This window comes from Trichocoleus sp. AS-A1 (assembly GCF_039962015.1).
In the GTDB taxonomy this organism is placed as follows: domain Bacteria; phylum Cyanobacteriota; class Cyanobacteriia; order Cyanobacteriales; family FACHB-T130; genus FACHB-T130.
This window is the reverse complement of the sequence record NZ_JAMPKG010000033.1, coordinates 1-25577: the sequence shown is the minus strand read 5'-3', so window position 1 is coordinate 25577 and position 25577 is coordinate 1. Positions and strand designations below refer to the sequence as shown.

General features: G+C 44.7%; 14 protein-coding genes. 13 read left to right on the top strand and 1 reads right to left on the bottom strand.

Annotated features, from left to right (window positions below):
- The first annotated feature begins 99 nt into the window (after positions 1–99).
- The gene (locus NC994_RS21455) at positions 100–3885 is read left to right on the top strand and encodes a plasmid replication protein, CyRepA1 family (protein ID WP_190433824.1); all 3786 of its coding nucleotides are present in this window, start codon (positions 100–102) and stop codon (positions 3883–3885) included.
- A 282-nt stretch (positions 3886–4167) separates the two neighbouring features.
- On the opposite strand, the gene NC994_RS21450 is transcribed toward NC994_RS21455, so the two are convergent.
- On the bottom strand, positions 4168–4266 hold the full coding sequence (locus tag NC994_RS21450; protein WP_206753517.1) for a transposase family protein: 99 nt from the start codon (positions 4264–4266) through the stop codon (positions 4168–4170).
- Positions 4267–4560: 294 nt separating this feature from the next.
- On the opposite strand from NC994_RS21450, the gene NC994_RS21445 reads away from it, so the two are divergent.
- The 12 genes from NC994_RS21445 to NC994_RS21390 form a co-directional block, all read left to right on the top strand.
- Positions 4561–5529: a site-specific integrase gene (locus NC994_RS21445; protein ID WP_190433822.1), complete on the top strand. Its 969-nt coding sequence runs from the start codon at positions 4561–4563 to the stop codon at positions 5527–5529.
- 76 nt (positions 5530–5605) lie between these two features.
- A complete protein-coding gene (locus tag NC994_RS21440) occupies positions 5606–5815 on the top strand; it encodes a hypothetical protein (protein ID WP_190429999.1) in 210 nt (69 codons plus the stop codon).
- 205 nt (positions 5816–6020) lie between these two features.
- Positions 6021–6983, top strand: coding sequence for a XamI family restriction endonuclease (locus NC994_RS21435; protein WP_190429998.1), 963 nt, complete (start codon positions 6021–6023; stop codon positions 6981–6983).
- A gap of 12 nt (positions 6984–6995) precedes the next feature.
- Positions 6996–8642 carry an SAM-dependent DNA methyltransferase gene (locus NC994_RS21430; RefSeq protein ID WP_190433819.1) on the top strand — a complete coding sequence of 549 codons (1647 nt, stop codon included), beginning with the start codon at positions 6996–6998 and terminating at the stop codon, positions 8640–8642.
- 30 nt (positions 8643–8672) lie between these two features.
- Positions 8673–9026 carry a hypothetical protein gene (locus tag NC994_RS21425; RefSeq protein WP_242029119.1) on the top strand — a complete coding sequence of 118 codons (354 nt, stop codon included), beginning with the start codon at positions 8673–8675 and terminating at the stop codon, positions 9024–9026.
- Entirely contained in the window at positions 9001–9267 is a 267-nt protein-coding gene (locus NC994_RS21420) for a hypothetical protein (protein WP_242029118.1), read from the top strand. The genes NC994_RS21425 and NC994_RS21420 overlap by 26 nt, the downstream gene beginning before the upstream one ends.
- A complete protein-coding gene (locus tag NC994_RS21415) occupies positions 9258–9380 on the top strand; it encodes a hypothetical protein (RefSeq protein ID WP_347276935.1) in 123 nt (40 codons plus the stop codon). The genes NC994_RS21420 and NC994_RS21415 overlap by 10 nt, the downstream gene beginning before the upstream one ends.
- Before the next feature lie 8 nt (positions 9381–9388).
- Positions 9389–9619, top strand: a complete 231-nt coding sequence (locus NC994_RS21410) for a hypothetical protein (protein ID WP_190429996.1) — start codon at positions 9389–9391, stop codon at positions 9617–9619.
- A 742-nt stretch (positions 9620–10361) separates the two neighbouring features.
- Positions 10362–17858, top strand: a complete 7497-nt coding sequence (locus NC994_RS21405; RefSeq protein WP_190433817.1) for a non-ribosomal peptide synthetase — start codon at positions 10362–10364, stop codon at positions 17856–17858.
- A gap of 1 nt (position 17859) precedes the next feature.
- Entirely contained in the window at positions 17860–18927 is a 1068-nt protein-coding gene (locus NC994_RS21400) for a glycosyltransferase family 1 protein (RefSeq protein ID WP_190433815.1), read from the top strand.
- 18 nt (positions 18928–18945) lie between these two features.
- Positions 18946–20064 carry a DegT/DnrJ/EryC1/StrS family aminotransferase gene (locus NC994_RS21395; RefSeq protein ID WP_190430785.1) on the top strand — a complete coding sequence of 373 codons (1119 nt, stop codon included), beginning with the start codon at positions 18946–18948 and terminating at the stop codon, positions 20062–20064.
- A gap of 86 nt (positions 20065–20150) precedes the next feature.
- Positions 20151–25577 (top strand): type I polyketide synthase (locus NC994_RS21390; protein ID WP_190433813.1); only part of this gene is annotated, 5427 nt, incomplete at its 3' end.

Genomic DNA, 25577 nt, shown 5'->3' with positions numbered 1-25577 from the left:
CTACAAACCCCACACTGTAAGGAGTTTGCTTGTGCCATTACAAATATTAAAGTTCCTGAAACCCATATCCTGCCGTCAACCTCACTTAGAGGTGGCAGCATGAGTCAATTTAAACTCTTCAAGCGCGGTAGCTGCCCCATCTGCAACGGCCTTCGGAAAGACTGCCGCGAGAACGCCCACACCCAGATTATCCACTGTCGAGCTGATGTTGTTTCAGCGCCCCTTTATCGCTTCATCAAACAAGACACCTGGGGCTTCAACATGTGGGCTGTTGACCAGGGACAAGGTTCTTGGAACGAGCAAGAGTGGGAAACCCACCGTTGTCAGATAGCAGCCGAACGAGAGCGACGACTGCAAGCAGAAGCCAGACACTTTGCCTCTCTGCTTGATGTTGAAGAGCGAAATCGCCATATCCGCAAGCTTCACCAACAGCTGGGGCTTTCTACAAAACATCGGCAGAAATTACGCGACCGAGGGCTAACAGATGCCCAAATTGACGCAGGGTTTTTCTTCAGCATTGCACCTTGGCAAGAAATCAGCGGCATCAATGCGAGACTCGCCGGGGTGGATTTGTGGGGTAAAAAGCTGCTGATTCCTGCTTCTGGCATTGGATGCCCCGTAAGGGATGAATTAGGGCGTTTAATCGGCTTCCAAACCCGCTTTGACGATGCCACTGATAGCAAGTACAAGTGGCCCACCAGCCGCACAGCCAAGCGTCCAAACGGTGCCACTTCTCACCTGCCAAATGGAGAGTTACCCATCAGCTGTTGCCGTCCTGCGACGGGCGAGATGAGGAGAAGTTACCTCACCACCTCATCCCCCAGCTCAACTCAAAGCATCGGGTTAGCAGAAGGCTTCCTCAAATCCTACATTGCCGCCCAAAAGCTCAATTCTGTAGTTATCGGTGCTGCTGGGGGGAACTTTACCGCTAGCCGTCAACAACTCAAGATATATCTGGAGGTGCTATCGGCTGAACTCAACACTTACACAGTTAACTTGTACCCAGATGCGGGAGCCGTTGCCAACCCCTCCGTAATGCGGCAATATCAGCTGACGATTGAGTTAGTGCAGGGGTGGGGGTACGAAGTCCAGGTAGCTTGGTGGGGTCAGCTGACCAAAGAATCGCCTGACATTGACGAGCTAGAAGGCCTGGGAGCGATCGCTATCGTTACCCCAGAGGAATTTTTAGCTAAAAGCCAATGCCAGAGACAATCTAGTATCAATCTTCCATTGGAAAATGTTCCAGAGAGCGAACCCGACCCTGAAGAATACGCCGCCTATGTGCAGCAGAAAGCCGACGAGGAAGCCCTAGAAGCCGCACAAGAAGCCGAACGGGGACAGCTTCAGAAGGAGCAGTACGAGCAGCGGCTAGCAGCCGTACAAGCCCAACTGAGCGCTCTATCTTATCCACCGACACTTTCCCTTAACCAGCGTTACTTAGGGAAAGACATTTGGAATAAGTTACCCAACCTCAAAGGTGCTATCTGTGGCATCAAGAGTCCCAAAAACACTGGGAAAACTTGGACATTAATCGCGCTTGTAGAAGCCGCCAAGAGAAGAGAACAGAAAGTCTTATTGATTTACCATCGGCGGATTTTAGGACGTGAAGGCTGCCTGAAAGTCGGTGCAGACTACATTGACGACATCGGTGTAGCTGGCAATTATGCGCTGTCTATTGAGATGTTGGGACATAATCCCACCTTGGGGCTTTGCTTTGACTCCCTGTGGAAATTGAATCCCTCTGACTGGGAAGGGGCAATTCTAATTCTCGATGAAGTCGAGCAATCCTTAAACCATCTGATGATGTCTACTACCTGTGAAGAGAAGCGGGGACTACTTCAACTGAAGTTTGCCAAAATTATCGAAACCGTACTGTCCACCGGAGGACAAATTATCGCCTTAGATGCCGATTTAACTGATTTGTCCCTCAACTACATCAAAGCCTTTGCTCCGGATACTACACCAGTACATTTAGTTTTAAATACTGTACTCGCTCCATCTTGGAAGGTGCGATTCTCTACGAATGCTATGAAATCAGGCACCGAAGCCGCAATCATTCGCTATGTGTCCGCAGGTGAGAAAATTGCTGTAGCGGTGGATTCCCAAAAAGAAGCGGAAGCATTAGAGCGCGACATTCTCAATTCTTACCCTAACTTGAAAGTGCTGCGGATCGACCGCAAGACATCAGAACAGGAATTAATCAAGGATTTTGTCAAGCGTCCTAACGAGGGCTTGCAGGCGCTTGAGCCACAGGTCTTAATCTACACTCCCACAATGGGAACTGGTGTCAGCATCGACATTCCCTATTTTGATCTAATGGTAGGAATGTTTTTCGGACGCATCACCGACACCGAAGCACGGCAGATGCTGGGACGAGTGCGATCGCCTATCCAGCGGCTGGTATGGTGTAAGAAGTTTGCCTCTGACTCTGGCGTGAGTACATCGCTACTTCCCGATGTAGTTAAGCGTACCTGCCACCAGTTCCACAAAAGCACCTCTCGGATAGTCAATTTGGCAGCTGTACTAATTGAAGCTGAGGTTGACGCTGTTGAATTGTTTGAAACAGCGGCAGCACTCCTGAAAGGGAATAACTTTAATTGCTCTCATTTTGATATGTGGGCATCCTTGCAAGCGCGGCGTAATGGCTCTTTGAAGCATCTTCAAGAGAGGTTAATCGCAGGACTAAAAGCCGAAGGTCATGATGTTGAAGTGGTTAATATCGGTCAATCGAAGGAGACAGCTCATGCCATCAAAGGGATTAAGGAGGCATTAGAGTGGGAAGAGGCGACAGCACTCGCTACTGCTAAGGACATTCCCTTAGAGGAAGCCAAGCGAATTCTCAAGACTGACCCTTCTACTGAGGAGCAACGCTTTCAGGCTCGTAAAGCGGTCTTGAAAGACAGATTACCAGGAATTAAGCTGACACCGGAGTTTGTTTACAAGGCAGCGATCGCCGAACATGGTCAATGGCTGCGTCAAATCAAGCTCTACTGGAGTTGTCTCAATCCCGATAAAGTGGCTCTGTTGGACAAAAAGACTTGGTTTTATCATTTAGCGAAGATTCTACCCTTCCTGCCAGACATCCGTACTTACAGCTTGCAAGTGAAGGTATTGCGAGATTTGGGACTTTTAGAGTTAATCGAAACTGGGGAGGTGTTGTCAAATTCTCATCCCCAGGTGCAAGCGATCGCACAAAGGGCATTTAAAGACAGACGCCGAATCAAAACTGCCCTCAACCTGACAATCAAGCTGAGAAAGCCAGGAGACACTAGGAGTAAAGGGCTGACTCCTATGCAAATCGTCAGCCGCTTGCTAGAAAAGCTTGGGGTGGAACTTGAGCAACTGGGGTACGACCACGAGCAGGAAGAATGGCTTTATGGGATTAACGAGGAATTTTGGCACGACCGCGACCGTGATGCTGTGTTACGGTCGCTGGATGAGAAATACGCAGACTTAACCGCTCAAGTGCCTGTTGCGTCTGGTGTTCGGGCTTCGGAGACAGAAGCCAGCGATCGCTCGGCGCTTTATATAAATAATCAGGAACGAGGCGATCGACCACAAACCCATATAGAGCAAGCAGTCCAGACCTCAGACAATGCAGTTTTTGTTTCGATGAGAGCGGTTGAGGGATTTGACCAATTTGAGCCAGAAGACGGATATCACATCTCGATTAAAACCTGTGTTCAATTGCTTCAGGATGCTGTTGGGAAAGGCATTGATGCCATCAAATCCCTACTTAAGCCCTGGCGCACAGAGAGACGGTGGGGGGCTGTGCTGTTGCTGGAAAGGCTTTCAGAGGAAGCTGTCAGGCGGTTAGAGCAGATGTCCCCGGATTTCTATAAATGGCTCGATGAGTCCTTTTTACTGCACTCAGGAGTAGGGTAGCGATCGGCGGAACCGAGTAATCCACTCCAACAAAAGACATCTTGCATGAATCAATCTTCATCCCCAAATTTGATGGGGCTTTCCGAGTAACCATCTGTGTAAATCTCGTGTACCCTACTGTTGGCTCACGCCTACATCTGTGTAATAACCTCACTGTTTTTTTTTGGGCGCTCGATTGGACTTTCAGTTACATCGACGACCACGACGCTCCAAGTGTAAGCATTTTGGTACAGTTGCTTTTTACCAGGCAGTCGGAACTTGCCAGATTGCATTAATAAGGTTTCAACCTTCTTTCCTCAAGCGATATACCGCAGATTCGCTGATTTCCCAACTGGTTGCAATGTGAAATTGAGTACGATACTCCCGCCAATACTCCAACACTAGAAGTAATTAGTCTTCAACACTCAACTTTGCCTGCCCACCTCGTTTGCCCGTGCGGTCTAACTGAGGGCGCAACACTTCTACCATTTGCTCAAACGTTTCACGCTCTCACGCCACACCTGCGTTTGAAAGCACTAGGTTTAAGGAATTTGAGTTGCTCGTAGGTCATTGCTAATCCTCCTTAACCCACTTCTAACTGTCTTTTTCCTATTCACGCAAGAGGTCTATTGGCTTGAATGCACCGCCTGACGGACAATTAGGAGTATTATCGAGAAGGGTTGTTCTAATAAATTTATGCCCCAGATTGTCTCTTGGGACACCTCTGAGTTGATACTGACCGAGCCGCTGCCTCTGACGCTTCACCCAGCAGCGGTGTACCTTTCTCTTTTGTCTCCCGGCTCTCGACCGACGATGCGCCAGTCCTTGGATGCGATCGCGTCTCTGCTCACGAACGGTCAGTGCGACGCGATGACGCTCAATTGGGCGGCGTTGCGCTATCAGCACGCGGCAGCGGTGCAGGGAGCGTTACTGGCCTCGCGAAAGCCGGAGACGGTCAGAAAGATGATGTGTGCCTTGAGACGGGTACTTAAAGAAGCGCTGCGGCTGGATTTGATGGATGCGACTGCTTATGCCAAGGCAATTGATTTACCTCAGATTCGGAGCAATCCGGAACTCAGGGGCCGTGCCTTAAGCGAGGATGAAATTGCGGCGTTATTTGAAGCGTGCCATAATGACTCGACGCCTGCGGGTGTTAGAGATGCTGCTTTGATTGCGATTCTTCGGGTGGGGTTGCGTCGGGCTGAGGTGGTGTTTTTAGAGTTAAAAGATTTTAAGGCGAGTACGGGGGAAGTGAAGGTACGGGGGGGTAAGGGGGGGAAAAACCGCACGGTGTACCTTCCAAGCGATGCTATTGCACTGGTGGAAGATTGGTTGAAGGTTAGGGGACGTTCTCCAGGTGCGCTGTTGTGTCCTACTTGGAAACGGGGTCGAATCCATATTAGACCTCTAACGCCCCAAGCGGTGCTGATGATTCTTCGCAAACGGGCACTGGAAGCTGAGGTCGATCTGTTTTCTCCTCACGATTTTCGGCGGACGTTTTGCTCGGATTTATTGGATGCAGGGGTTGATATTGTGACGGTGGCTTCTTTAGCGGGACACTCTTCGCCGGAGGTGGTGGCTAAATATGACCGTCGGGGAGAGGAAACTAAACGAAAAGCTGTGGAGAAGTTATCAATTCCTAGCAAAGGGCGAACTACTCAATAGCGTAGTAGCATGAATCAGTAGTTATATCTTCGCCAATAGAGTCTTTACAGAGCTTGAAGAAATTGTAAGTGAAGCATTGGCTCAGGCAGGACGCTTTACAGAAGCATTCACCACTTTTAGCCCGCAACAGCTGAATGAATTTTTATGTGTTCTGTCCAGGTGGGCACTTGCTTTTGAGAGCATTGAGCGAGGGCTATCGGCAGCAGTTCTGCGAAAGGCACTTCGCATTGCTGGGTGGGTGCATCCGATATGGCAGGGAATCTATGATGAGGTGTTCCATACCTGAATCTTGGCTGAACATGAGAGAGTCGCGATCTCCCCTCCCCATCAAAACTCGCCAAATGAAAGCGCGAGTGCATCCTGCAAACAGCAGATGGAGCGTTGCTTCAGGACAAGCAGATAGCAGTGATTGTGACCTCTAAATAAACAATACCGACTGAAATGAGGCGACAATCAAGGGTTGTCTCATTCAGGTCATACAGAGGAACGCAGTGCCAGTCAACGCCGACAAACCCCACTTGTGGAAGCCAGATATCGCCCAGTCGGTAGACTTCTACAACAGTTGGTTCATGCAGTTTGCTCCAGGAGCGTACCGCGATACTCGCATTGCCACCACTATTTCTGTCGAATCCGCCTTAGCCCGAACAGCCAATCTAACGAACATCACACCCGCTGTATTGCGGCAACATCCGGAAGTTCTGCCTATACTCCGCATGGCGACAGCACCGCCCATCGCCCGCGATCGCCTGATTGGTCTAGCGGGAGTTCCGCCCAACCTTGTCAAAAACATGGAAGAGAAACAGCGAATTTCACCCCGGATGAGCAGTACATTAGTTGATGTTGAACTTCAGAAAATCAGTCAAATCATTGCACGACTGACCGACAAAGACATCTTTCCCTGGCTGGAGAACGGGCTGGAACCGACCGATACACAAGTTCACCGAGCAGCGACAATTGTTGCAGATCGTCTATGTGGTGCGCTTGCTGACCCGATTGTTCGCAATGCCCAAGAGCGCAGACAGCTGGCTACAATTAGGCAGTGGCTGGAACAGCGTGGCTATTCATACATTAGGGGAGGGGCTGGGTTAAGCTTTCAGACGATGCAGCCTGGAACTTTCTCGTTTCGGCTCAATATTCCGGTGAGCTTACAGGGAGGCATTAAACAGGTTAATATCCCGATTGACACTGTAATTAAGCCGCTTCAGTCCAGCCCTAGTGACTTACCGTTACTGATTGAAGCAAAATCCGCTGGGGACTATACCAATCCCAACAAGCGACGCAAAGAAGAAGCCATTAAAGTCGCTCAATTAAGACTCAACTACGGCAATAATATTCGTTTTATTCTGTTCCTTTGCGGTTACTTTGATAGTGGCTATTTGGGCTATGAAGCAGCTGAAGGAATTGACTGGGTGTGGGAACATCGCATCGATGACTTAGCGTTGTTTGGAGTGTAAAACCTAAGCGGAATGTCAGCGACTGAATTAACACGAGCATTGCTAAATAAGCAACTTGATTCTGCCAAAACCCAAACTGAGCGAAATCAGCTTGGTCAGTTTGCCACATCAACGGCACTGGCAACAGACATTCTGGAATATGCCAGAGGGCTATTACCATCAAACTTCAAGATTCGTTTTCTTGACCCGGCTTTTGGGACTGGCTCCTTTTACTCCGCATTATTGCAGCAATTTCCTCTATCACAAATTGTTGAGGCAGTAGGATACGAAATTGACCCCCATTACGGGAATGAAGCGATTAAGCTTTGGGGTGACACGCCGCTACAACTCTCTATCGCTGACTTCACCCAAGCTAAACCTCCCAACTCTGACGAAGCTCTAGCTAACTTGCTCATTTGCAACCCGCCGTATGTCCGACATCATCATTTGACCAGGCTTGAGAAGCTGCGGCTCAAAAGGACAACGGAGCAGACATCCGGTATAAAGCTGAGCGGGTTAGCCGGACTCTACTGCCACTTCCTCTGTCTTTCAGATGCCTGGATGGCTTCTGATGCTCTGGCTGGGTGGCTTATCCCCAGTGGGTTTATGGACGTGAATTATGGACAGCAAGTAAAGGAGTATCTGCTCAATCGCGTTACCTTGCTGCGCGTTCATCGTTTTTATCCTGATGATGTGCAGTTTGAAGATGCACTGGTGTCTAGTGCAGTTGTTTGGTTCAGGAAGGCTTTGCCACCAGTAAATCATGCTGTTGAGTTCACTTATGGCGGGAGTCTGACAGCACCAAAAGTGAGAGAGTTGGTTTCAGTGGAGGTGCTACGCCATACGGTCAAGTGGACTAAGTTTGGGCTGGGGTATAGTAACAGGAATTCCAATAGTCAGCAGTTGAAGCTTAAGGACACCGCCTCTACTGAGGGAATGCCGCTTTCCTCTGAGGGCAGAAATTCCGAATTTCTGCCGTTGAAATTGTCAGACTTATTCACGATTAAACGGGGTTTGGCGACTGGAGCTAACCATTTCTTCGTGCTGACACCAGAGCAAGTTTCTACTCACCAACTGCCTCTTGAGTTCTTAAAGCCGATTCTGCCTAGTCCCCGGTTTTTATCAGTTGATGAGATTGAAGCTGATAGTGTTGGTAATCCAATTTTGGAAAGCAAGCTATTCCTACTGACGTGCAACTTGCCTTTATACGAGGTGAAAGCCAAGTATCCGTCGCTTTGGAAATATCTCCAGATGGGAGTAGAGAATGGAATTAGCGATCGCTATCTGTGCAAGCATCGCTCTCCCTGGTATTCACAGGAAAAGCGTCCTGCTTCCCCTTTCCTCTGCACCTATATGGGGCGTCAGAACACCAGTAGAGGTAGACCCTTCCGATTTATCCTGAATCACTCAATGGCGACGGCAACCAATGTCTACTTGATGTTGTATCCGAAACCAGCTTTGGAGAAGGCACTCTTGAAGAAGCCTGAGTTGCTACGGTTGGTGTGGCAGGCTCTCAATCAGATGAATGATGAGACACTGATGGGTGAGGGTCGAGTATATGGGGGTGGACTGCATAAGCTGGAGCCGAAGGAACTGGGTAACGCGATCGCAGAGAAATTTCTTGAGATTTTACCAAGTTTAAGCTATGTGGCAAATCCACTGTGGCAAAAGCCTAATTGACTTATCCTAAATCAGAGCCAAGCAACTGCTATGACGGTCACTATCTCTCAGATTGAGGAAAACCTGGTCAAACACGTTAAACCCCCAGAACTTCAGTGGCTTCGCCGCCAACTCGCAGCTTGGGCAGAGCAGAACTTGCGGGATTTCCCCTGGCGGCGCACGAGCGATCCCTACGCCATCTTCGTTGCCGAGTTTTTACTGCAAAAGACTGGAGCCTCGACAGCAGCTCCCGTTTACAACGTTTTTATCTCTCGATATCCCACCCTAAAGGCTTTAGCCGCAGCACCAGTAGAAGAAGTTGCCCAACTCTTGCAACCTTTGGGTCTTTTTTTTCCGAGCCGAACGGCTGTGCCAGTCGGTGCAGGTCATTGTCGAACAATATGAAGGCAAAATCCCCAGCGCGGAAGCCCAATTGTTCGCTTTGCCCGGAGTTGGCAAGTACACGGCACGATCTATCTGTGCCAATGCTTTCTCTCAGCCTCTAGCGATCCTCGATACCAATGTTGCTCGCATTTTGGAGCGATTTTTTGGGTTGCAAGGCAATCGGGTAAAGTCGCGCTGCAAGCTGCTTTGGAAAGCGGCAGAGCAAGTCGCTCCCGAAGCGGAAGTGGGAAAGTGGAACTAACGCTGCTGGACTTTGGGGCAGCAGTCTGCACGGCTAAGAACCCTCGCTGCGCTGAGTGTCCGTTGCAGGAGCAATGCAATTACGTAAAAATTAATCTTCGTCAGAATAAATAAATATCTCCATGACCCCAACACCAACACCAGCTTTTGAAGAACTTGCGATTGCCCTCATCGCTTCCAATTTCAATCCCACCCTGTTAACCCCAGATTTTCTCAAGTACAGCGGCATCGTTGGGTCAGATTGGAAGCTAGCAGAACCGATGACCCTACTACTTTTGGCAGCGGTTCAGGAACCCTCGATTGGAGTTGAGAGAGGATTTTCTTCCAATCCGGAATACGCACATTTCTCGTAGTGCGTTCGCCAGTCGAGAAACGTGCGAATGAGGATGTATAAACAGCTCTTCTGGAGCCATTCAAGTTGATAACTCTGAAGCGTTGAAAAATGACGAGATATATCTGTAAAGCTGAAATATATAGGAATCCTTTCCTAATGCCCTGCCCGAAAAGGTAAAAGATGTGAGCTTAATCTGCGAATCCGTTGTTAGCGATAAGCGGCACTAAGCTAGAGTTACCTTCTACACGCTAATTTATCGCTACTTGAGGAATAATTGAACTTCTTCAATTGACCTATAAACTCCGAATTTTTGACAGGAATCAAGATTTCGTACTTGCCCCAATGCTGGTTAAATCATCAGGTGCTAGTATCTGAATTCGTGATTAAAGAAGTTAAGGCAATAGAACATCTCCATATTATTTTTAGAGGAAAATACCTGACCGTGGAGTGTGCCATAAAACTCTTTCAGCTCTTGCAATATTAATAAAAATTTTTCAACTTTTGCAATAGTAAATTGTTTAGAAGTTTCTGTTTCTCAAATCGATAGCAGGTATCAATAAATTGTCCTTGTTGCTAGTCAATTGATTTTCCACAGAGGAAAAGGAGAACAAGCGAGTGTTACCAGTTACAGCTAAAACTGTTGGCATTGTTTGAACCTGTCGGCTATCTTATACTATAAGCTCTAGTAAATTCAGGAGTTTTGTCATTAACCTATTCATAATTTATTAGTAGTCCTCATAGAATAATCTCGAAAAAGAATAATGAAACCCATTACAGAATTTTTATCGGAACTGCGCCGTCTTGAGATTAAGCTATGGATTGATGGAGAGCGTTTGCGGTACAGTGCTACTCCAGGAATTCTGACCCCAGATATGCTGGCTCAAATGAAATCGCGTAAATCAGAGATTGTCGCTTTTCTCCAGCAAGTTAATCCAGACGCCCCCACGTCCATCAAACCTGTTCCCAGAAACCAAGACTTACCTCTATCCTTTGCCCAACAACGAGTGTGGTTTCTCGACCGGCTAGAGGGCGAAAGTTCTGCCTACAATGTGCCGATGGCGTTGCGTTTGCAAGGTCAGCTAAACGTAACTGCCCTAGAGCAAGCTTTAAAGTCAATCGTCGAGCGTCACGAAGTTCTACGCACTAACTTTTCTTCCTGCGATGGTAGCCCGATCGCTATCGTTCGAGATCGAGCTAATTTCTGCTTAAACCTAGTAGATTTACGGAAGTATTCCGGAAACAAACGTGTTATTGAATTACAAAAGTTAATTGACAACGAACGTTTACAAGCCTTCGATCTAGAAAACGATTCATTAATTCGAGTAACTATACTTTGTTTAGGCGAAAAAGAACATATTTTACTATTAACCCTGCATCACATTATCTCTGATGGTTGGTCGCTAAACTTGCTGTATCGAGAACTTACAATTCTTTATTCGGACTTTTCTAAAGGTAATTATTCATCACTACCCAATTTGCCGATCCAATACGTTGATTTTGCTGACTGGCAACGAGAATGGCAGGCAGGAAAAGTTTTTGATGAACAAGTTTTTTACTGGAAACGACAGCTCGACGGCGTACCGCCTTTATTAGAATTGCCGATCGATCGCCCAAGACCCGCGGTTCAAACTTTCAGTGGCGCTAAGCAATCGCAACAGCTTGATAAAAGTATCAGCGAAGCACTCAAAACTTTAAGCCAAGGCGAAGGGGTCACGCTTTTTATGACCCTATTAACGGCTTTCAAGGTCTTACTCTATCGTTATAGCGGCTCGCAAGATATTGTAGTTGGCACTCCTGTCGCAGGTCGCAATCGTCCCGAACTCGAAGGTTTAATTGGCTTTTTTCTCAATACTGTTGTGCTTCGCACTCAGTTGGATGGGAATCCTAGTTATAGAGAACTTTTGGGTCGAGTCAGGGAGGTAACATTGGGGGCATATCAGCATCAGGAGATGCCTTTCGAGAAGTTAGTAGAAGAACTGCAACCGGAACGAAGTTTGAGCTACAATCCCCTATTTCAAGTGTTATTTAATATGGTTAATTTAGAGTTCCAGGCAATGCAAATGCCAGGACTCGCAGTAGAATTTATTCCGAGTTCGGAAGCTGCATCTAAGTTCGATCTAACTTTATATGTGCGGGAGCAAGCTGAAGGGATAAGACTGGATTGGGTGTACAACGGGGATTTGTTCGAGAAGGAAACGATCGCTCGAATGGGAGGGCATTTTCAAGCTTTGCTGGAAGGCATTGCAACTAATCCGAACCAAGCCATTTCGGATTTACCCCGTCCGCCATTACCGCTTGGATCTCCCGATCCCACTGCTGTTTTAGGACAGCCGGATTATAAATTAGTTACGAATCGATTTGTTAACTGGGTGAAGCAAACGCCAGAACATCCAGCGATTTGCCAAGGCGATCGCATTCTATCTTATAGCGAATTATCCCAAATTGCTCATTCTTTAGCACAAATTTTATTAAGCCAAGGACTTAAAAAGGGAGAAGTCGTAGCAGTATACGGTATCAGAAGTTTTGGTCTAATTGCCAGCGCGATCGCAGTTTTTATCAGTGGCGGCGTACTCCTGACACTCGACCCCAACTTGCCTCGACAACGGCAGCAACTGATGCTAGCTGAAGCCAAAGCAAAATATTTAATCTCCGTTGGCACTCAGCATCCGCCAGCAGATTTAGCAGAATCTTTACCTTGTATCAGAATTAATCCAGAGACAGGAGAAATTCTCGATTTAGAACCTTCAAAAAATTCAACTAATTTACCTAATCTATTCCCTGACGATGCTGCTTATATTTTCTTCACTTCTGGGACGACTGGCGTTCCCAAAGGTGTATTAGGTTGTCACAAAGGATTGGCCCATTTTCTCCATTGGCAAAGCGAAACATTTGCAATCGCATCGACGGATCGAGTCGGTCAATTAACAGGATTATCCTTTGATGTTATCCTCAGAGATATTTTTCTGCCTTTAGTTAATGGCGCAACTCTTTGTTTACCTCCTGTTGGATTTGACCTAAACGGAAACTTTATTTTACCTTGGTTGGAGCGAGAGCAAATTTCTCTACTTCACACCGTTCCAACCTTGGCACAATCTTGGTTAATCGGTAAACCCGCAGGTGTTTCTTTAAAAGCTTTACGTTGGGTATTCTTTGCCGGAGAACCGCTGACAGAAACCTTGGTAAGCCTTTGGCGAGAAGCTTTTCCGGAATCGGGTAACATCGTTAATTTTTATGGTCCAACGGAGACAACTTTAGCGAAGTGCTTCTATATTGTGCCTGAGAAAATGTCGGCTGAAATTCAACCGATAGGTTCGCCGCTGCCGGAAACTCAAGCATTAATTTTGGCTGAAAATAACCAATTGTGCAGCATTGGAGAACCCGGTGAAATTGTGCTGCGGACGCCATTTCGCAGTTTAGGTTATATTAACGATCCTACAGAAACTCAGAAACGATTTGTCAAAAATCCCTATCGCGACGACGAACAAGATTTAGTTTATTATACGGGCGATCGCGGACGCTATCGCCCAGATGAATTGCTGGAAATTCTAGGTCGAATAGACGAGCAAGTGAAGATTCGGGGAATTCGCATCGAACCCCAAGAAATTGCCGCCGTAATTAGCCAACATCCAGGGATCGCACAAACAGCCGTTATTGCCAGAGAAGACCAATTAGGAAACAAATACTTAGTGGGTTATTTAGTTTCCCATTCAGAGCCAAAACCAACAGTTAAGGAATTGCGAAGTTTTGTGCAAACCAAACTGCCAGAATACGCAATTCCTAGCGCCTTTGTGTTTTTGGATGCCATTCCTTTAACTCCTAATGGCAAAATCGACCGCCGTGCTTTACCCGCTCCAAATATTGAGGAGACAGTTTCAACTAACTTTGTTTCACCCCGAAATTTAACAGAAGAAATCTTAGTCAATATTTGGAGCGAATTGTTAGGTGTTCGAGTCGGAATCTACGATAACTTTTTTGAACTGGGGGGGCATTCTCTATTAGCAACTCAAATTATATCTCGCATCCGCCAAGCTTTTGAGTTGGATTTGCCCCTACGTTCTTTGTTTGAAAAACCAACGGTAGCCGAACTCGCAGAAAATCTCGATCGAGAAGCTCAAGTACCACTGGAAGAGACTATTTCATCAATCCCTAGAGATAGAGACATCCCCCTATCTTTTGTACAAGTCAGACTGTGGTTGTTAGAGCAAATAGAAGGAGCAAGAACCGCTTACAAAATTTCCAGAGCGCTGCATTTAAAAGGAAGAGTTAACATCACGGCTTTAGAGCAAGCATTCCAAGCTATTATTAAGCGTCACGAAACTTTGCGGACTCGTTTTCAGGCAATTGAAGGTTCTGCAATTCAGGTAATCGAACCAGAAATTATTTTTACTTTACCCGTTATCAACTTACAAGAATTAACCGCTCAAGAACAATCAACTCAAATTCAAGACTTAGCCAAGGAAGAAGCACAACGCCCCTTTGATTTAAACATCGCTCCCTTACTGCGAGTTTCTCTGCTACGGTTGAGTGAAGAATCCCATGTTTTGCTGTTGACAATACATCATATTATTGCTGATGGTTGGTCAATGGGGATATTCTTTCGAGAAATATCGAGTTTTTATGAAGCCTTCATCAGCGGAAATTCCTGCCAGTTACCAGAACTACCCGTTCAATATGCTGATTTTGCTTTTTGGCAGCGACAGCAGTTGCAAGGCAAGATACTTGAAACTCAATTAGCTTATTGGAAACAGCAGCTAGCAGGCGTTCCCCCCGTTTTGGAATTACCCTTTGACTATCCCCGTCCTGCCGTTCAAATTTTCCAAGGGGCTAGCGAATCTCAATTGTTACCTAAAACACTTTCGCATTGCCTCAAGACTTTAAGCCAGCAGGAAAATGCGACGCTGTTTATGACCTTATTAGCGGCTTTTAAAATTCTACTTTACCGCTATACCGGGCAGGAAGATATTGTTGTTGGCAGTCCTGTAGCAGGTCGAAATCGTCGAGATATTGAGGGAGTAATCGGATTTTTTATCAATACGATTGTATTGCGAACTCAGTTAGAAGAAAATTTCAATTTTCGTAATTTACTAAATCAATTGCGGGAGGTGGCATTAGGAGCTTACGCTCATCAAGATTTACAGTTTGAAAAGTTAGTCGAACAACTCCAACCGCAAAGAAGTTTGAGCTATACGCCTATCTTTCAGGTGTGGTTCAATATGCTCAATTTAGGGAATAGAACCCTAAAAATGGCAAACTTAGACCTTGAGGTATTGTCCTTTCCAGAACGCTTAACGAAGTTCGACTTAAGCCTGTACGTACAGGAGTATACAGACGGAATTAATATTGAATGGGTGTACAATCGTAACTTGTTCAGAGCGGAAACGATCGCGCTGATGAAAGAGCGTTTTCAAACTTTATTAGAAAGTATTATCACCGCTCCAGAACAACCTATTGGTAATCTGTCTTTATTGAGTCTAATAGAGCGGCAAAGACTGCAAGCTAGTAAAAATATTGTCTGTCCGTCTCAACCCTATACAGAGTTTCCTAAATCTGCCATTGAGCAATCTATTCCCGATCGCTTTGAAGAACAGGTGAGGAAATATCCACACAATATTGCAGTTTGGACTGAAAAACATCAGTGGACTTATAACACCTTAAATGATAAAGCGAATGCGATCGCTCAATCTATCCTGCAACTTTATGGCAGCACTTCTGAAAAAATTGCTCTGTTATTGGAACATGATGCTTGGGCGATCGCTGCTATTTTGGGGGTGCTAAAGGCGGGCAAAACTTATGTTCCTCTCGACCCAAATTATCCTAAACTCAGACTGAACTATATCCTGGAAGATTGCCAAGCTACCGCACTTCTAAGCAACAGTAAAAATTTGGCTTTAGCTGAAGAATTAACCCAAGGGAGCATCCCCCTCATCAATCTCGATGAAATTGACTTCAGCCAAACTGAAAACGAAGTGCAAATAACAATTGCACCAGATACCTTAGCTTATATTCTCTATACTTCCGGTTCTACTGGACAACCTAAAGGAGTCGTCCAAAACCATCGCAACGTTCTGCATTTCATCAGAAACTACACAAATGATCTCCACATTGCTCCTAGCGATCGACTTACTTTGCTCTCATCTTACAGCTTTGATGCGGCGATTATGGATATTTTTGGAGCCTTGTTAAATGGGGCGACTCTATATCCGCTCGACATCAAAGAAGAAAATCTAAACAATTTTTCCGAGAGATTAAAGCAACAAGAAATTACCATTTATCACTCAACTCCCACTGTCTATCGATACTTTCTCGCCACCCTACCCGCGCCGCAAGAAGAATCAGCTTTACCGAAGGTTCGGTTAGTAGTTTTAGGGGGAGAAGAAGTCGTTAAACAAGATGTAGCATTATATCAAAGATATTTCTCCCAAAACTGCATCTTCGTTAATGGTTTAGGCCCGACAGAATCGACTGTTACCATTCAATATTTTATAAACAAGGAAAATGCCGAAATAGGAAATCTCGTTCCTGTAGGATATCCAGTAGAAGATACCGAGATTTTATTGCTCGATCGCGCTGGAAATAATGCGGAAATTTATGGGGAAATAGCTATCAAAAGCAAACACATTGCTTTAGGTTACTGGCAAAAACCAGAACTAACGCAAGCAGCATTTTTACCCGATCCTCAAGGAGGAAAGTGCCGTATTTATCGCACCGGAGATTTGGGTCGTTTAAGAACAGATGGCAATCTAGAATTTTTGGGTCGGAGAGATTTTCAAGTCAAAATTCGCGGATTCCGCATCGAACTAGGCGAAATTGAAGCCACTCTAGCTCAACATCCATCTGTTAAAGAAACCGTCGTAACGGCCTCTAAAGAATCCTCTAGCGACAAGCGTCTAATCGCTTATGTAGTTCCTCATCCAGGGTTAATTCCCGCTGCTACGGAATTACGCAGCTTCCTGCAAGATAGGTTGCCTAACTATATGGTTCCGGCAGCATTTGTCATATTAGACGCCTTACCTTTGACTCCCAACGGCAAAATTGACCGACGCGCTTTACCTGCACCCAATTTAATTGAACAGGAGTCAGTAGAAAGCTTTGTTGCTCCTAAAAATGATTTAGAGTTGCGGTTAGTAAAAATTTGGGAAAAAGTTTTAGGAGTTCAGCCGATAGGCATCCGCGATAATTTCTTTGAGTTAGGAGGACACTCTCTAGTTGCTATAGAATTGTTTAGCCAAATTAATAAAATAATTGGTGCAGATATTCCGATTGCCACTCTTTTTAAAGCCCCAACGGTTGAAAAATTAGCTCATATAATTTCTCAAGAAGGATGGTCAACGCCTTGGTTAAGTTTGGTGCCAATTAAACCAGAAGGTTCTCAACCGCCTTTCTTCTTCCACGGTGGTGCTGCGGAGGCGATGACTTGGGCTGGATTTGGTCGCCAATTGCTGAGCGATCGCCCCTTTTACGGTTTGCAACTTCCGGCACTGAATGGAAAAGCAACTTTCCAAAATTCTGTTGAAGAAATAGCGTCTATCTGCATTAAAGAAATACAGTCTATTCAACCCAATGGCCCTTATTTTATCGGAGGTCATTGTTTTGGCGGTACGATCGCTTTCGAGATAGCCCAACAGCTTAAGGCTCAAGGCGAGGAAGTGTCAATGCTAGCCTTGGTCGATGCTTACGCACCTAAAACAATGCCCAATAATAACCTATTTTTAGGACTTAGGGCGTTGTACTACCATTTAGATTTTTTAATTTACAAAACCTTCTATTATCATGCTGATAAACTGAAGCAGGCCAATTTAATTGGTCAATTAACTTACTTGACGGATTGGGTGCAAAAAAAGGTAGAGTCAAAACTGACTAAATCCAAATCTTCAACGACTAAAAAACGTAACAATAGCCAACCTCAGCCAATTCATCAAAATTCAGCGAACCCCCAAAATACTGATAAATTTATCCCCTACGAAGTACGCTATTTACAAGCTGAAAAGATGAATCGAGAAGCTAAGGCTAAATATAGCCCTCAAGTTTACCCAGGCTGCCTGCTTCTTTTCAGAGCAAAAAAGCAAAAATTAGAATGGTATTTTGGTGAAAAGTTAGGTTGGGAAGACCTGGCTGCGGCAGGTGTTGAAATTCATGAGATACCTGGAATCTTTGGTAATTTATTTAATGCAGCATCGATGCCATTTCTAGTTCAAGAAGTGAAAAGTGCCTTAGATAAAGCACAGAACGCAAAAGTAGAAAAATCAGTAAAAAAATAAAATGAAAATTGTTCAAATAGTACCCCGACTCCCCCCTTATACAGATGGAGTGGGGGATTATTCAATCAGACTAGCCAGCCAACTATTAAAAGGTCATGGAATCGTCACTCAGTTTTTGGTTTTCCAACCAGATATCGAGATAGAACCCATCATTGAAGGATTTGCCGCCACTGTTATACCTGCCCATACTCCAAAAGCGCTGTTATCAGTATTACCCGGAAATATAGAGGGAATAATTTTACATTACAGTAACTATCCTTATATACAGGGAAAAATTGAGGCTCCCTTTTGGCTACCAACAGCTTTGGCAACGGCAGTAAGGCAGCGTAATATTAAATTAATTGTCATGTTTCATGAATTACCATTTTTTAAATTTAAAAAGCTAAATTTTTTAAACCCGATTCAGAGTCTTGTGTCTCGTCGCCTTGTTAAAGTTGCGACTACAGTTTTAACAGATAGCGCTCGATTTCAAGCGATTCTTTCTCGATGGTTAAAGCAACCTGTTACCTGTATCCCTGATTTTTCAACGATTGGCGAACCCGACGAGCGGATTCCACCTTTAAGCGATCGCAGTCGTAGAATCATTGTCTTTGGTGGGAGCGATCGCTCCCGCGTTTACCAAAATCACCTGAAAGCGCTCCTTTATAGTTGCCATGCTTTAGGTATCGAAGAAATTTGCGATATTGGTAAATCTCTCAATTTACAACCCTCTAACTTTCCGGGGGTACGTTTAGTGCAGATGGGTTTTCAGCCTGCTGAAGCCGTCAGACAATTGTTGTTAAATTCTTTAGCAGGTTTTATAGACTATAGCCGTTTCCCTGGAGATTTGGGTAAATCGAGCGTTTTTGCTGCTTTTTGCGCTCATGGATTAGTTCCAATTTGTTCTTGCTATAACCCTTCAGAAGCCGATGGTTTAGAAATGCACAAGCATTATTTAGTACCCAATCCCTCTTTAAAAAATTTGTCTTTAACACAGCTTCAAACTGTGGTGAATAATTCATCTACCTGGTATGAAAATCATAATATTGTACAAAACACTAAAGTATTTGCATCTTACCTAAGCAAATAAACCTATTCTATAAAATTCATGGAAAAAGTTATACCTCTATCAAAACCATCAATCACACAATTAGAAATTGACTATGTTAATAATGCTATAAAATCGGGTTGGATATCCTCTCAAGGCGGCTATATTAACGAATTTGAGGCAAGCTTTGCTGAATACTGTGGCACGAAATACGCCTTAACAACTTCCAGCGGTACTACAGCAATCCATCTTGCCCTTGCAAGTTATGGAATTAAAGCAGGAGATGAAGTTATTATCCCGGATTTAACATTTATTGCAACTGCTAATGCTGTGGCTTATACAGGTGCTAAAGTTGTATCGATTGATATAGAAGAAGACACCCTCTGTATTGACCCAATTCAAATTGAAAAATCAATAACAGAAAAGACTAAAGCTATAATTCCAGTTCATCTTTATGGACATCCTGCGAATACGATTGAGATCAATCGACTGGCTAAAAAATATAATCTATTAGTGCTAGAGGATGCGGCTGAAGCTCATGGAGCTGAAATAGCAGGACAAAAAACAGGCTCTTTAGCTGATTGCGGCATCTTTAGTTTTTATGGTAACAAAATTGTGAGTTGTGGAGAAGGAGGAATGATAACCACAAATGATGAAGCATTCTATCATAGAGCAAAGTATTTGCGAGACCAGGCAATGAGTACCGTAAAAAGATACTGGCATGACGAGATTGGTTTTAACTATCGTATGACCAATCTACAAGCAGCTTTAGGTCTGGCTCAACTTCACAGAATAGATGAATTAATTGAGAGTAAAATTAATATCTTTAAACTCTACAAAGATTACTTGTCAGATATTCCAGGTATAAAGCTAAATTTTACTGCTAATTATGCCCGCAATGTTTACTGGCTTGTCTGCCTTGAAATAAAGGAATACACAGAAGCAGAACGAAATACTCTCCTGAAAGCTTTAGAACTGAAGGGAATAGAGACTAGACCTTACTTTTACCCGGTTTCAGATATGCCAATGTATCAGCAAACCCAAAATGTAACGCCTGTTGCTCATAAAGTTTATCAACGCGGCATCAATTTACCTTCTTATTTTGGTCTTACACCAGAAGAGATACAGTATGTTTGCACCTGCTTGCGATCGCACTTAGAATTAAAAGTCTTAACTTAGTATGATTTGATTGTGTTGATACAAGTTAATTCAGATTAATTTCAAAAAATCAGTATTCAAATTTAAAATTACTACTAATATAAAAAATGTTAGAAAAACCACAGTTATTCCAGCCAAGTGATTGCGCGGAGCGCAGTGCCAAAGGCGATCGCAATGCCATCGCTATTATCGGAATGTCGGGTCGCTTCCCAGGAGCCAAAAATATTGATGAATTCTGGGAAAATCTTAAAAATGGGGTGGAATCTGTTTCCCATTTCACCGAGGAGGAACTCCTCGACGCAGGAGTAGACCCAACATTTTTGAGCGAACCCAATTACGTCAAAGCCAACGCCTTTGTAGAAGATATTGACCTGTTTGACGCAGCTTTCTTTGGGATGAGCGATCGCGAAGCCACCCTAACAGACCCGCAACAGCGACTAATTCTAGAACACGCTTGGGAAGCCATCGAAAGTGCTGGTTATGCGCCAGAATCTTATCCAGGTGCGATTGGCGTTTACGCAGGTGCAGGTTTAAGCAGTTACTTGTTAAACAACATTTATCCCCACCTTAACCCTTCAGAAATTCAGCAATTTACCCAGCTTTGGCATATTAGATTACCAAACGCCCACGATAGTTTACCAACGCGGGTGGCTTACAAACTCAACTTAAAAGGGCCAGCAATTAACGTTCAAACTGCCTGTTCGACTTCCTTGGTCGCGGTTCACCTAGCTTGCCAAAGTTTGCTCAATAACGAATGCGATATGGCGCTAGCGGGTGGAGTGAATGTCCGAGTTCATCAAAAAATTGGTTATGTTTATCGACCGGGGATGATATTTTCTCCCGACGGTCATTGTCGTGCTTTTGATGCTAAAGCAGAGGGAACTTTTTATGGTGATGGAGTGGGAATTGTCCTTTTAAAGCGACTCAGTGAAGCACTTGCCGATGGAGATTGCATTCATGCTGTAATCAAAGCTTCAGCAATTAATAATGATGGTTCTGTGAAAGAAAGCTTTACAGCACCTAGTATTGACGGTCAAGCCGCAGCGATTTCCAAGGCTCAGGAATTAGCCGGAGTTGACCCCGAAACCATTACTTATGTTGAAGCACACGGTACGGGAACGGCACTGGGAGATCCGCTCGAAATTGCCGGATTAACTAAAGTTTTTGCAGCCAAAACACAAAAAAAACAATACTGTGCGATTGGTTCGGTCAAGACCAATATCGGACATCTGATTTTTGCCAGCGGTGTAGCGGGACTTATTAAAGCTGTGCTGACTCTTAAACACAAATTAATCCCGCCCAGTCTCCACTTTGAACAGCCCAATCCCAGTATTGACTTTGCCAATAGCCCTTTTTATGTCAATACCCAGTTGTCTGAATGGAAAACTAACGGCACTCCCCGCCGTGCGGCGGTTAATTCTTTTGGAGTTGGCGGTACGAACGCTCATATCATTTTAGAAGAAGCACCTACTAATTCTAAATTTCCGTTAGCAACAATAGAGCGCTCCTCCCATCTTTTGGCTCTCTCTGCTAAATCTGAAAGTGCGCTGCGAGAATTAGCACAACATTATCAGGAACTTTTAATCAAAGAGCCAACAGAAGACCTAGCTAATATCTGTTTTTCAGCTAATAGCGGACGCACTCACTTTAGCCATCGTTTAGCGGTAGTTACTGAATCAATTGTGCAGTTACAAGAACAGCTAGGGGCTTTTGTAAAAGGGGAAGAAACTAGCGGACTGACACACGCACAAGTACACGGTAAATCTCCCAAAATTGCATTTTTATTCACAGGTCAGGGTTCCCAATATATCAACATGGGACGGCAACTCTACGAAACCCAACCTACTTTCCGTCAGACCCTTGACCGTTGCGATAAAATTTTGCGACCTTCTTTGGATGTATCCTTGCTTTCTATTCTGTATCCAGAATCGGATAGTAACCCATCTAAAATCGACGAAACTGCTTACACTCAACCCGCCTTATTTGCTTTGGAATATGCCTTAGCTGAATTATGGAAATCTTGGGGCATTATTCCCGATGCAGTAATGGGTCATAGCGTAGGTGAATATGTTGCTGCTTGCGTTGCCGGAGTATTCAGCTTAGACGATGCCTTAAAGCTCATAGCCGCACGGGGACGACTGATGCAGGCTCTACCTCCGAATGGCAAAATGTTAGCAGTTCTAGCGACAGAGGCACAAGTATTAGCGGCAATTGAACCTTATAAAGCCGAAGTAGCGATCGCTGCTATTAATGGCCCACAAAGTATTGTAATTTCCGGTTACAACCAAGCCATAGAAACTATCTGTGCCACTTTAGAGACTCAAGGATTAAAAACAAAATATTTACAAGTTTCTCACGCCTTTCACTCCCCCTTGATGGAACCGATGCTAGCGGATTTTGAGCAACTTGCCAAACAAGTGACTTACTCCGAACCGCAAATTGCTTTAATTTCTAACGTCACGGGAACCCAGGCGACTGCTGAAATCGCCACGCCGGAATATTGGTGTTGTCATATCCGCAAACCCGTAAAATTTGCAACAAGTATGGAAACACTTCATCAACAAGGCTATGAAATATTCCTCGAATTAGGACCAAAACCAATTCTGTTAGGAATGGGTCGCCAATGTATCCCAAATTTTGATGCAGATTCTCCTTGTCTCTGGCTTAAGAGCTTACAGCAGGAGCAACAAGATTGGCAGCAAATATTGCAAAGTATAGGCGAATTATACGGGCGTGGAATTAAAGTAGATTGGTTGGGTTTTGACCGGGATTATGTACGTCGTAAAGTCGCGTTACCAACCTATCCCTGGCAGAAAAAACGCTTTTGGATGGAACCTCCTCATAAAGAAGAAAAAGAGGCAACTGCAACTTCTCAACCTTCTCTAGACAATCAATACCATCTTCTACTCGGTCAACGTCTGCGATTGCCATTTTCTCAAGAAATCCGCTTTGAGTCTCGATTTAGCCCCAACTCACCTTTCTATGCCAAGGATCACAAAATTTATGGGGCAGTAGTAGTTGCTGCCGCATCTCATATTTCAATGGTTTGTTCGGCGGTTAAGGAAGCTTTTAGCGCAGAATCTTGCGAGATTAAAGACTTATATATTCCAAATCCTTTGCTTTTATCTGAAGAAGGTAGCCAGCTCGTTCAATTGGTACTGAATTCTCAATTTGAAGAAACTACTTTCCAATTAGCGAGCCTCAAAAAAGGAGCCGATCAAAACGATGCTAATTCCTGGAGTCTACACGCAACTGGAAAAGTATGCTACTCCCAATCAATGACAGTGACAGCTTCTGAATCAGTGAATTGGCAAGAAATTCGGCAGCGGTGTCAACAGGAGATTTCTGGCTCGGAATTTTACGCAAACTCTATCGAAATGGGTTACAACTGGGCAGCTTCATTTCAATGGATAGAAACAATTTGGCTGGGAAAGGAAGATGCTTTAGCAAAGATGCAAATTCCTCAGTTGCCAGATGATATTTTGAGCGGATACCAGTTTTATCCGGGTTTAATTGATTCTTGTTTTCAAACTCTAGCGATTTTATGGTTTAAAGAACTAGAAAACAGCGATTATATTTATATTCCCTTTCACATCGAGCGCTTCAAGTTTTACAAGCGTCCCAGTCGGTTTACTCATCTATGGTGTCATGCTAAAAAGCGAAATGATGCCTCGCCAGACGGAAGCACCCTTGGAGATTTAATTCTATTTGATGAAAATGGAGAAGTCATTGCCGAAGTAATCGGTCGGCAGTCTCGGAGAACGAATCGTCAAGTGTTGTTACGTCGTCTCCGAAAGAAGGATACCAGCGATTGGCTGTATGAGTTTGTATGGAAAACACAACCACGCGATCTGGAAAACTTCTCTCCGAACCTTTCTCCTTCAAGGAGACAGGCTTTAAATTCTCCTCCTTCCCTTGTAGCAAGTGGCGTTGGGGGGCTAGGTTCGCTTTATCCGAACAATATTGAGACACCAGGCAATTGGCTGATTTTTACCGATACAAACGGAATTGGATTAAAGTTATCGCAACAACTCGAAGAATTGGGTGCGAATTGCATTCTGGTGTCTCCAGGGAGTGGTTACGAAAAAGTTGGAGATGGAAAGTATCGCATCAATCCATTCAAACTAGAAGACTTCCAACATTTGTTACAGGATATCGCTCTTGAGAATCAATCTCCTTGTCGAGGAATCGTTCATTTATGGAGTTTGGAAAAGACAGACATCAACTCTGTAACTGCTTTACAAGATAACCAAGTCGTGAATTGTGGTAGCGTGCTGCATCTCGTTCAGAGTTTAACTCAAACGGGATGGTCAACGGTTCCTCGCTTGTGGTTAGTCACTCAAGAAACTCAACCCGTACAACCTGCATCCGTTCCTTTGCAAGTACAACAAGCACCCTTATGGGGATTAGGGCGCGTCATTGCAATGGAGCATCCGGAATTGCACTGCACTTGTCTTGACTTACCGCTTGCAGAAGGTGAAATCGATATTCTGCTGAATGAAACGCTTTTCCCAGATTCAGAAAATCAGATTACTTATCGTCAGGGAGTCCGTCACGTTGCCAGATTGATACGACGTTCTCAGAAAGTCGAAGCTGTTAGTAAATCTCAAGAACCCGTACAACTGAAAACATCTAACTACGGCAGTTTAGAAAATCTTACCTTAATGCCAATGCAGCGGCGATCGCCAGCAGCGGGAGAGGTGGAAATTCAAGTCTGCGCCACAGGACTGAATTTTCGAGACGTGCTGAATGCGTTAGGAATGCTCAAAGAATATTACGCACAGCATTTGGGTATTACTTCTGCCAGCGAGATGAGCTTTGGATTTGAATGTGCGGGAAAGATAGTTGCTGTGGGAGAAGGGGTGAAAAACTATCGCGTTGGCGATGAAGTGATGGCGGTGATGCAGGTGCATAATGCGATCGCAAGTTTTGTCACGATTCCGGCTCAATTTATCGTTCCAAAACCAGATAATTTAACTTTTGCAGAAGCCGCAACCATTCCCCTTGCTTTTTTAACGGCTTACTATGGGTTGCATCATCTAGCGAAAATCAGATCGGGCGATCGCATTTTGATTCACGCCGCCGCTGGAGGTGTCGGTCAAGCAGCAGTTCAATTAGCTCAAAAAGCTGGGGCGGAAGTTTTTGCAACCGCGAGTCCGAGTAAGTGGGAATTCCTCAAAGCAATGGGAGTCAAATACGTGATGAACTCCCGCAGTTTAGATTTTGTCGATGAGATAAAGAGTCTCACAAACGGACAGGGTGTGGATGTTATTCTCAACAGTTTAAACGGCGAATTTATTGCCAAAAATTTTGAGGTTTTGGGTCAAAACGGTCGGTTTATCGAAATTGGCAAAATTGGCATCTGGGATGAACAACAGGTGTGCGAAGTGAGACCGGATGTTTCCTATTTTCCCTTCGATTTAGGTGAAATCAGGCGACAAACTCCAGAATTAGTCCCATCCATGTTTGAGGAACTCGCGCAACAGTTCAAGCAAGGCGATTTGCAATCCTTACCTCACAAAGTATTTCCCATA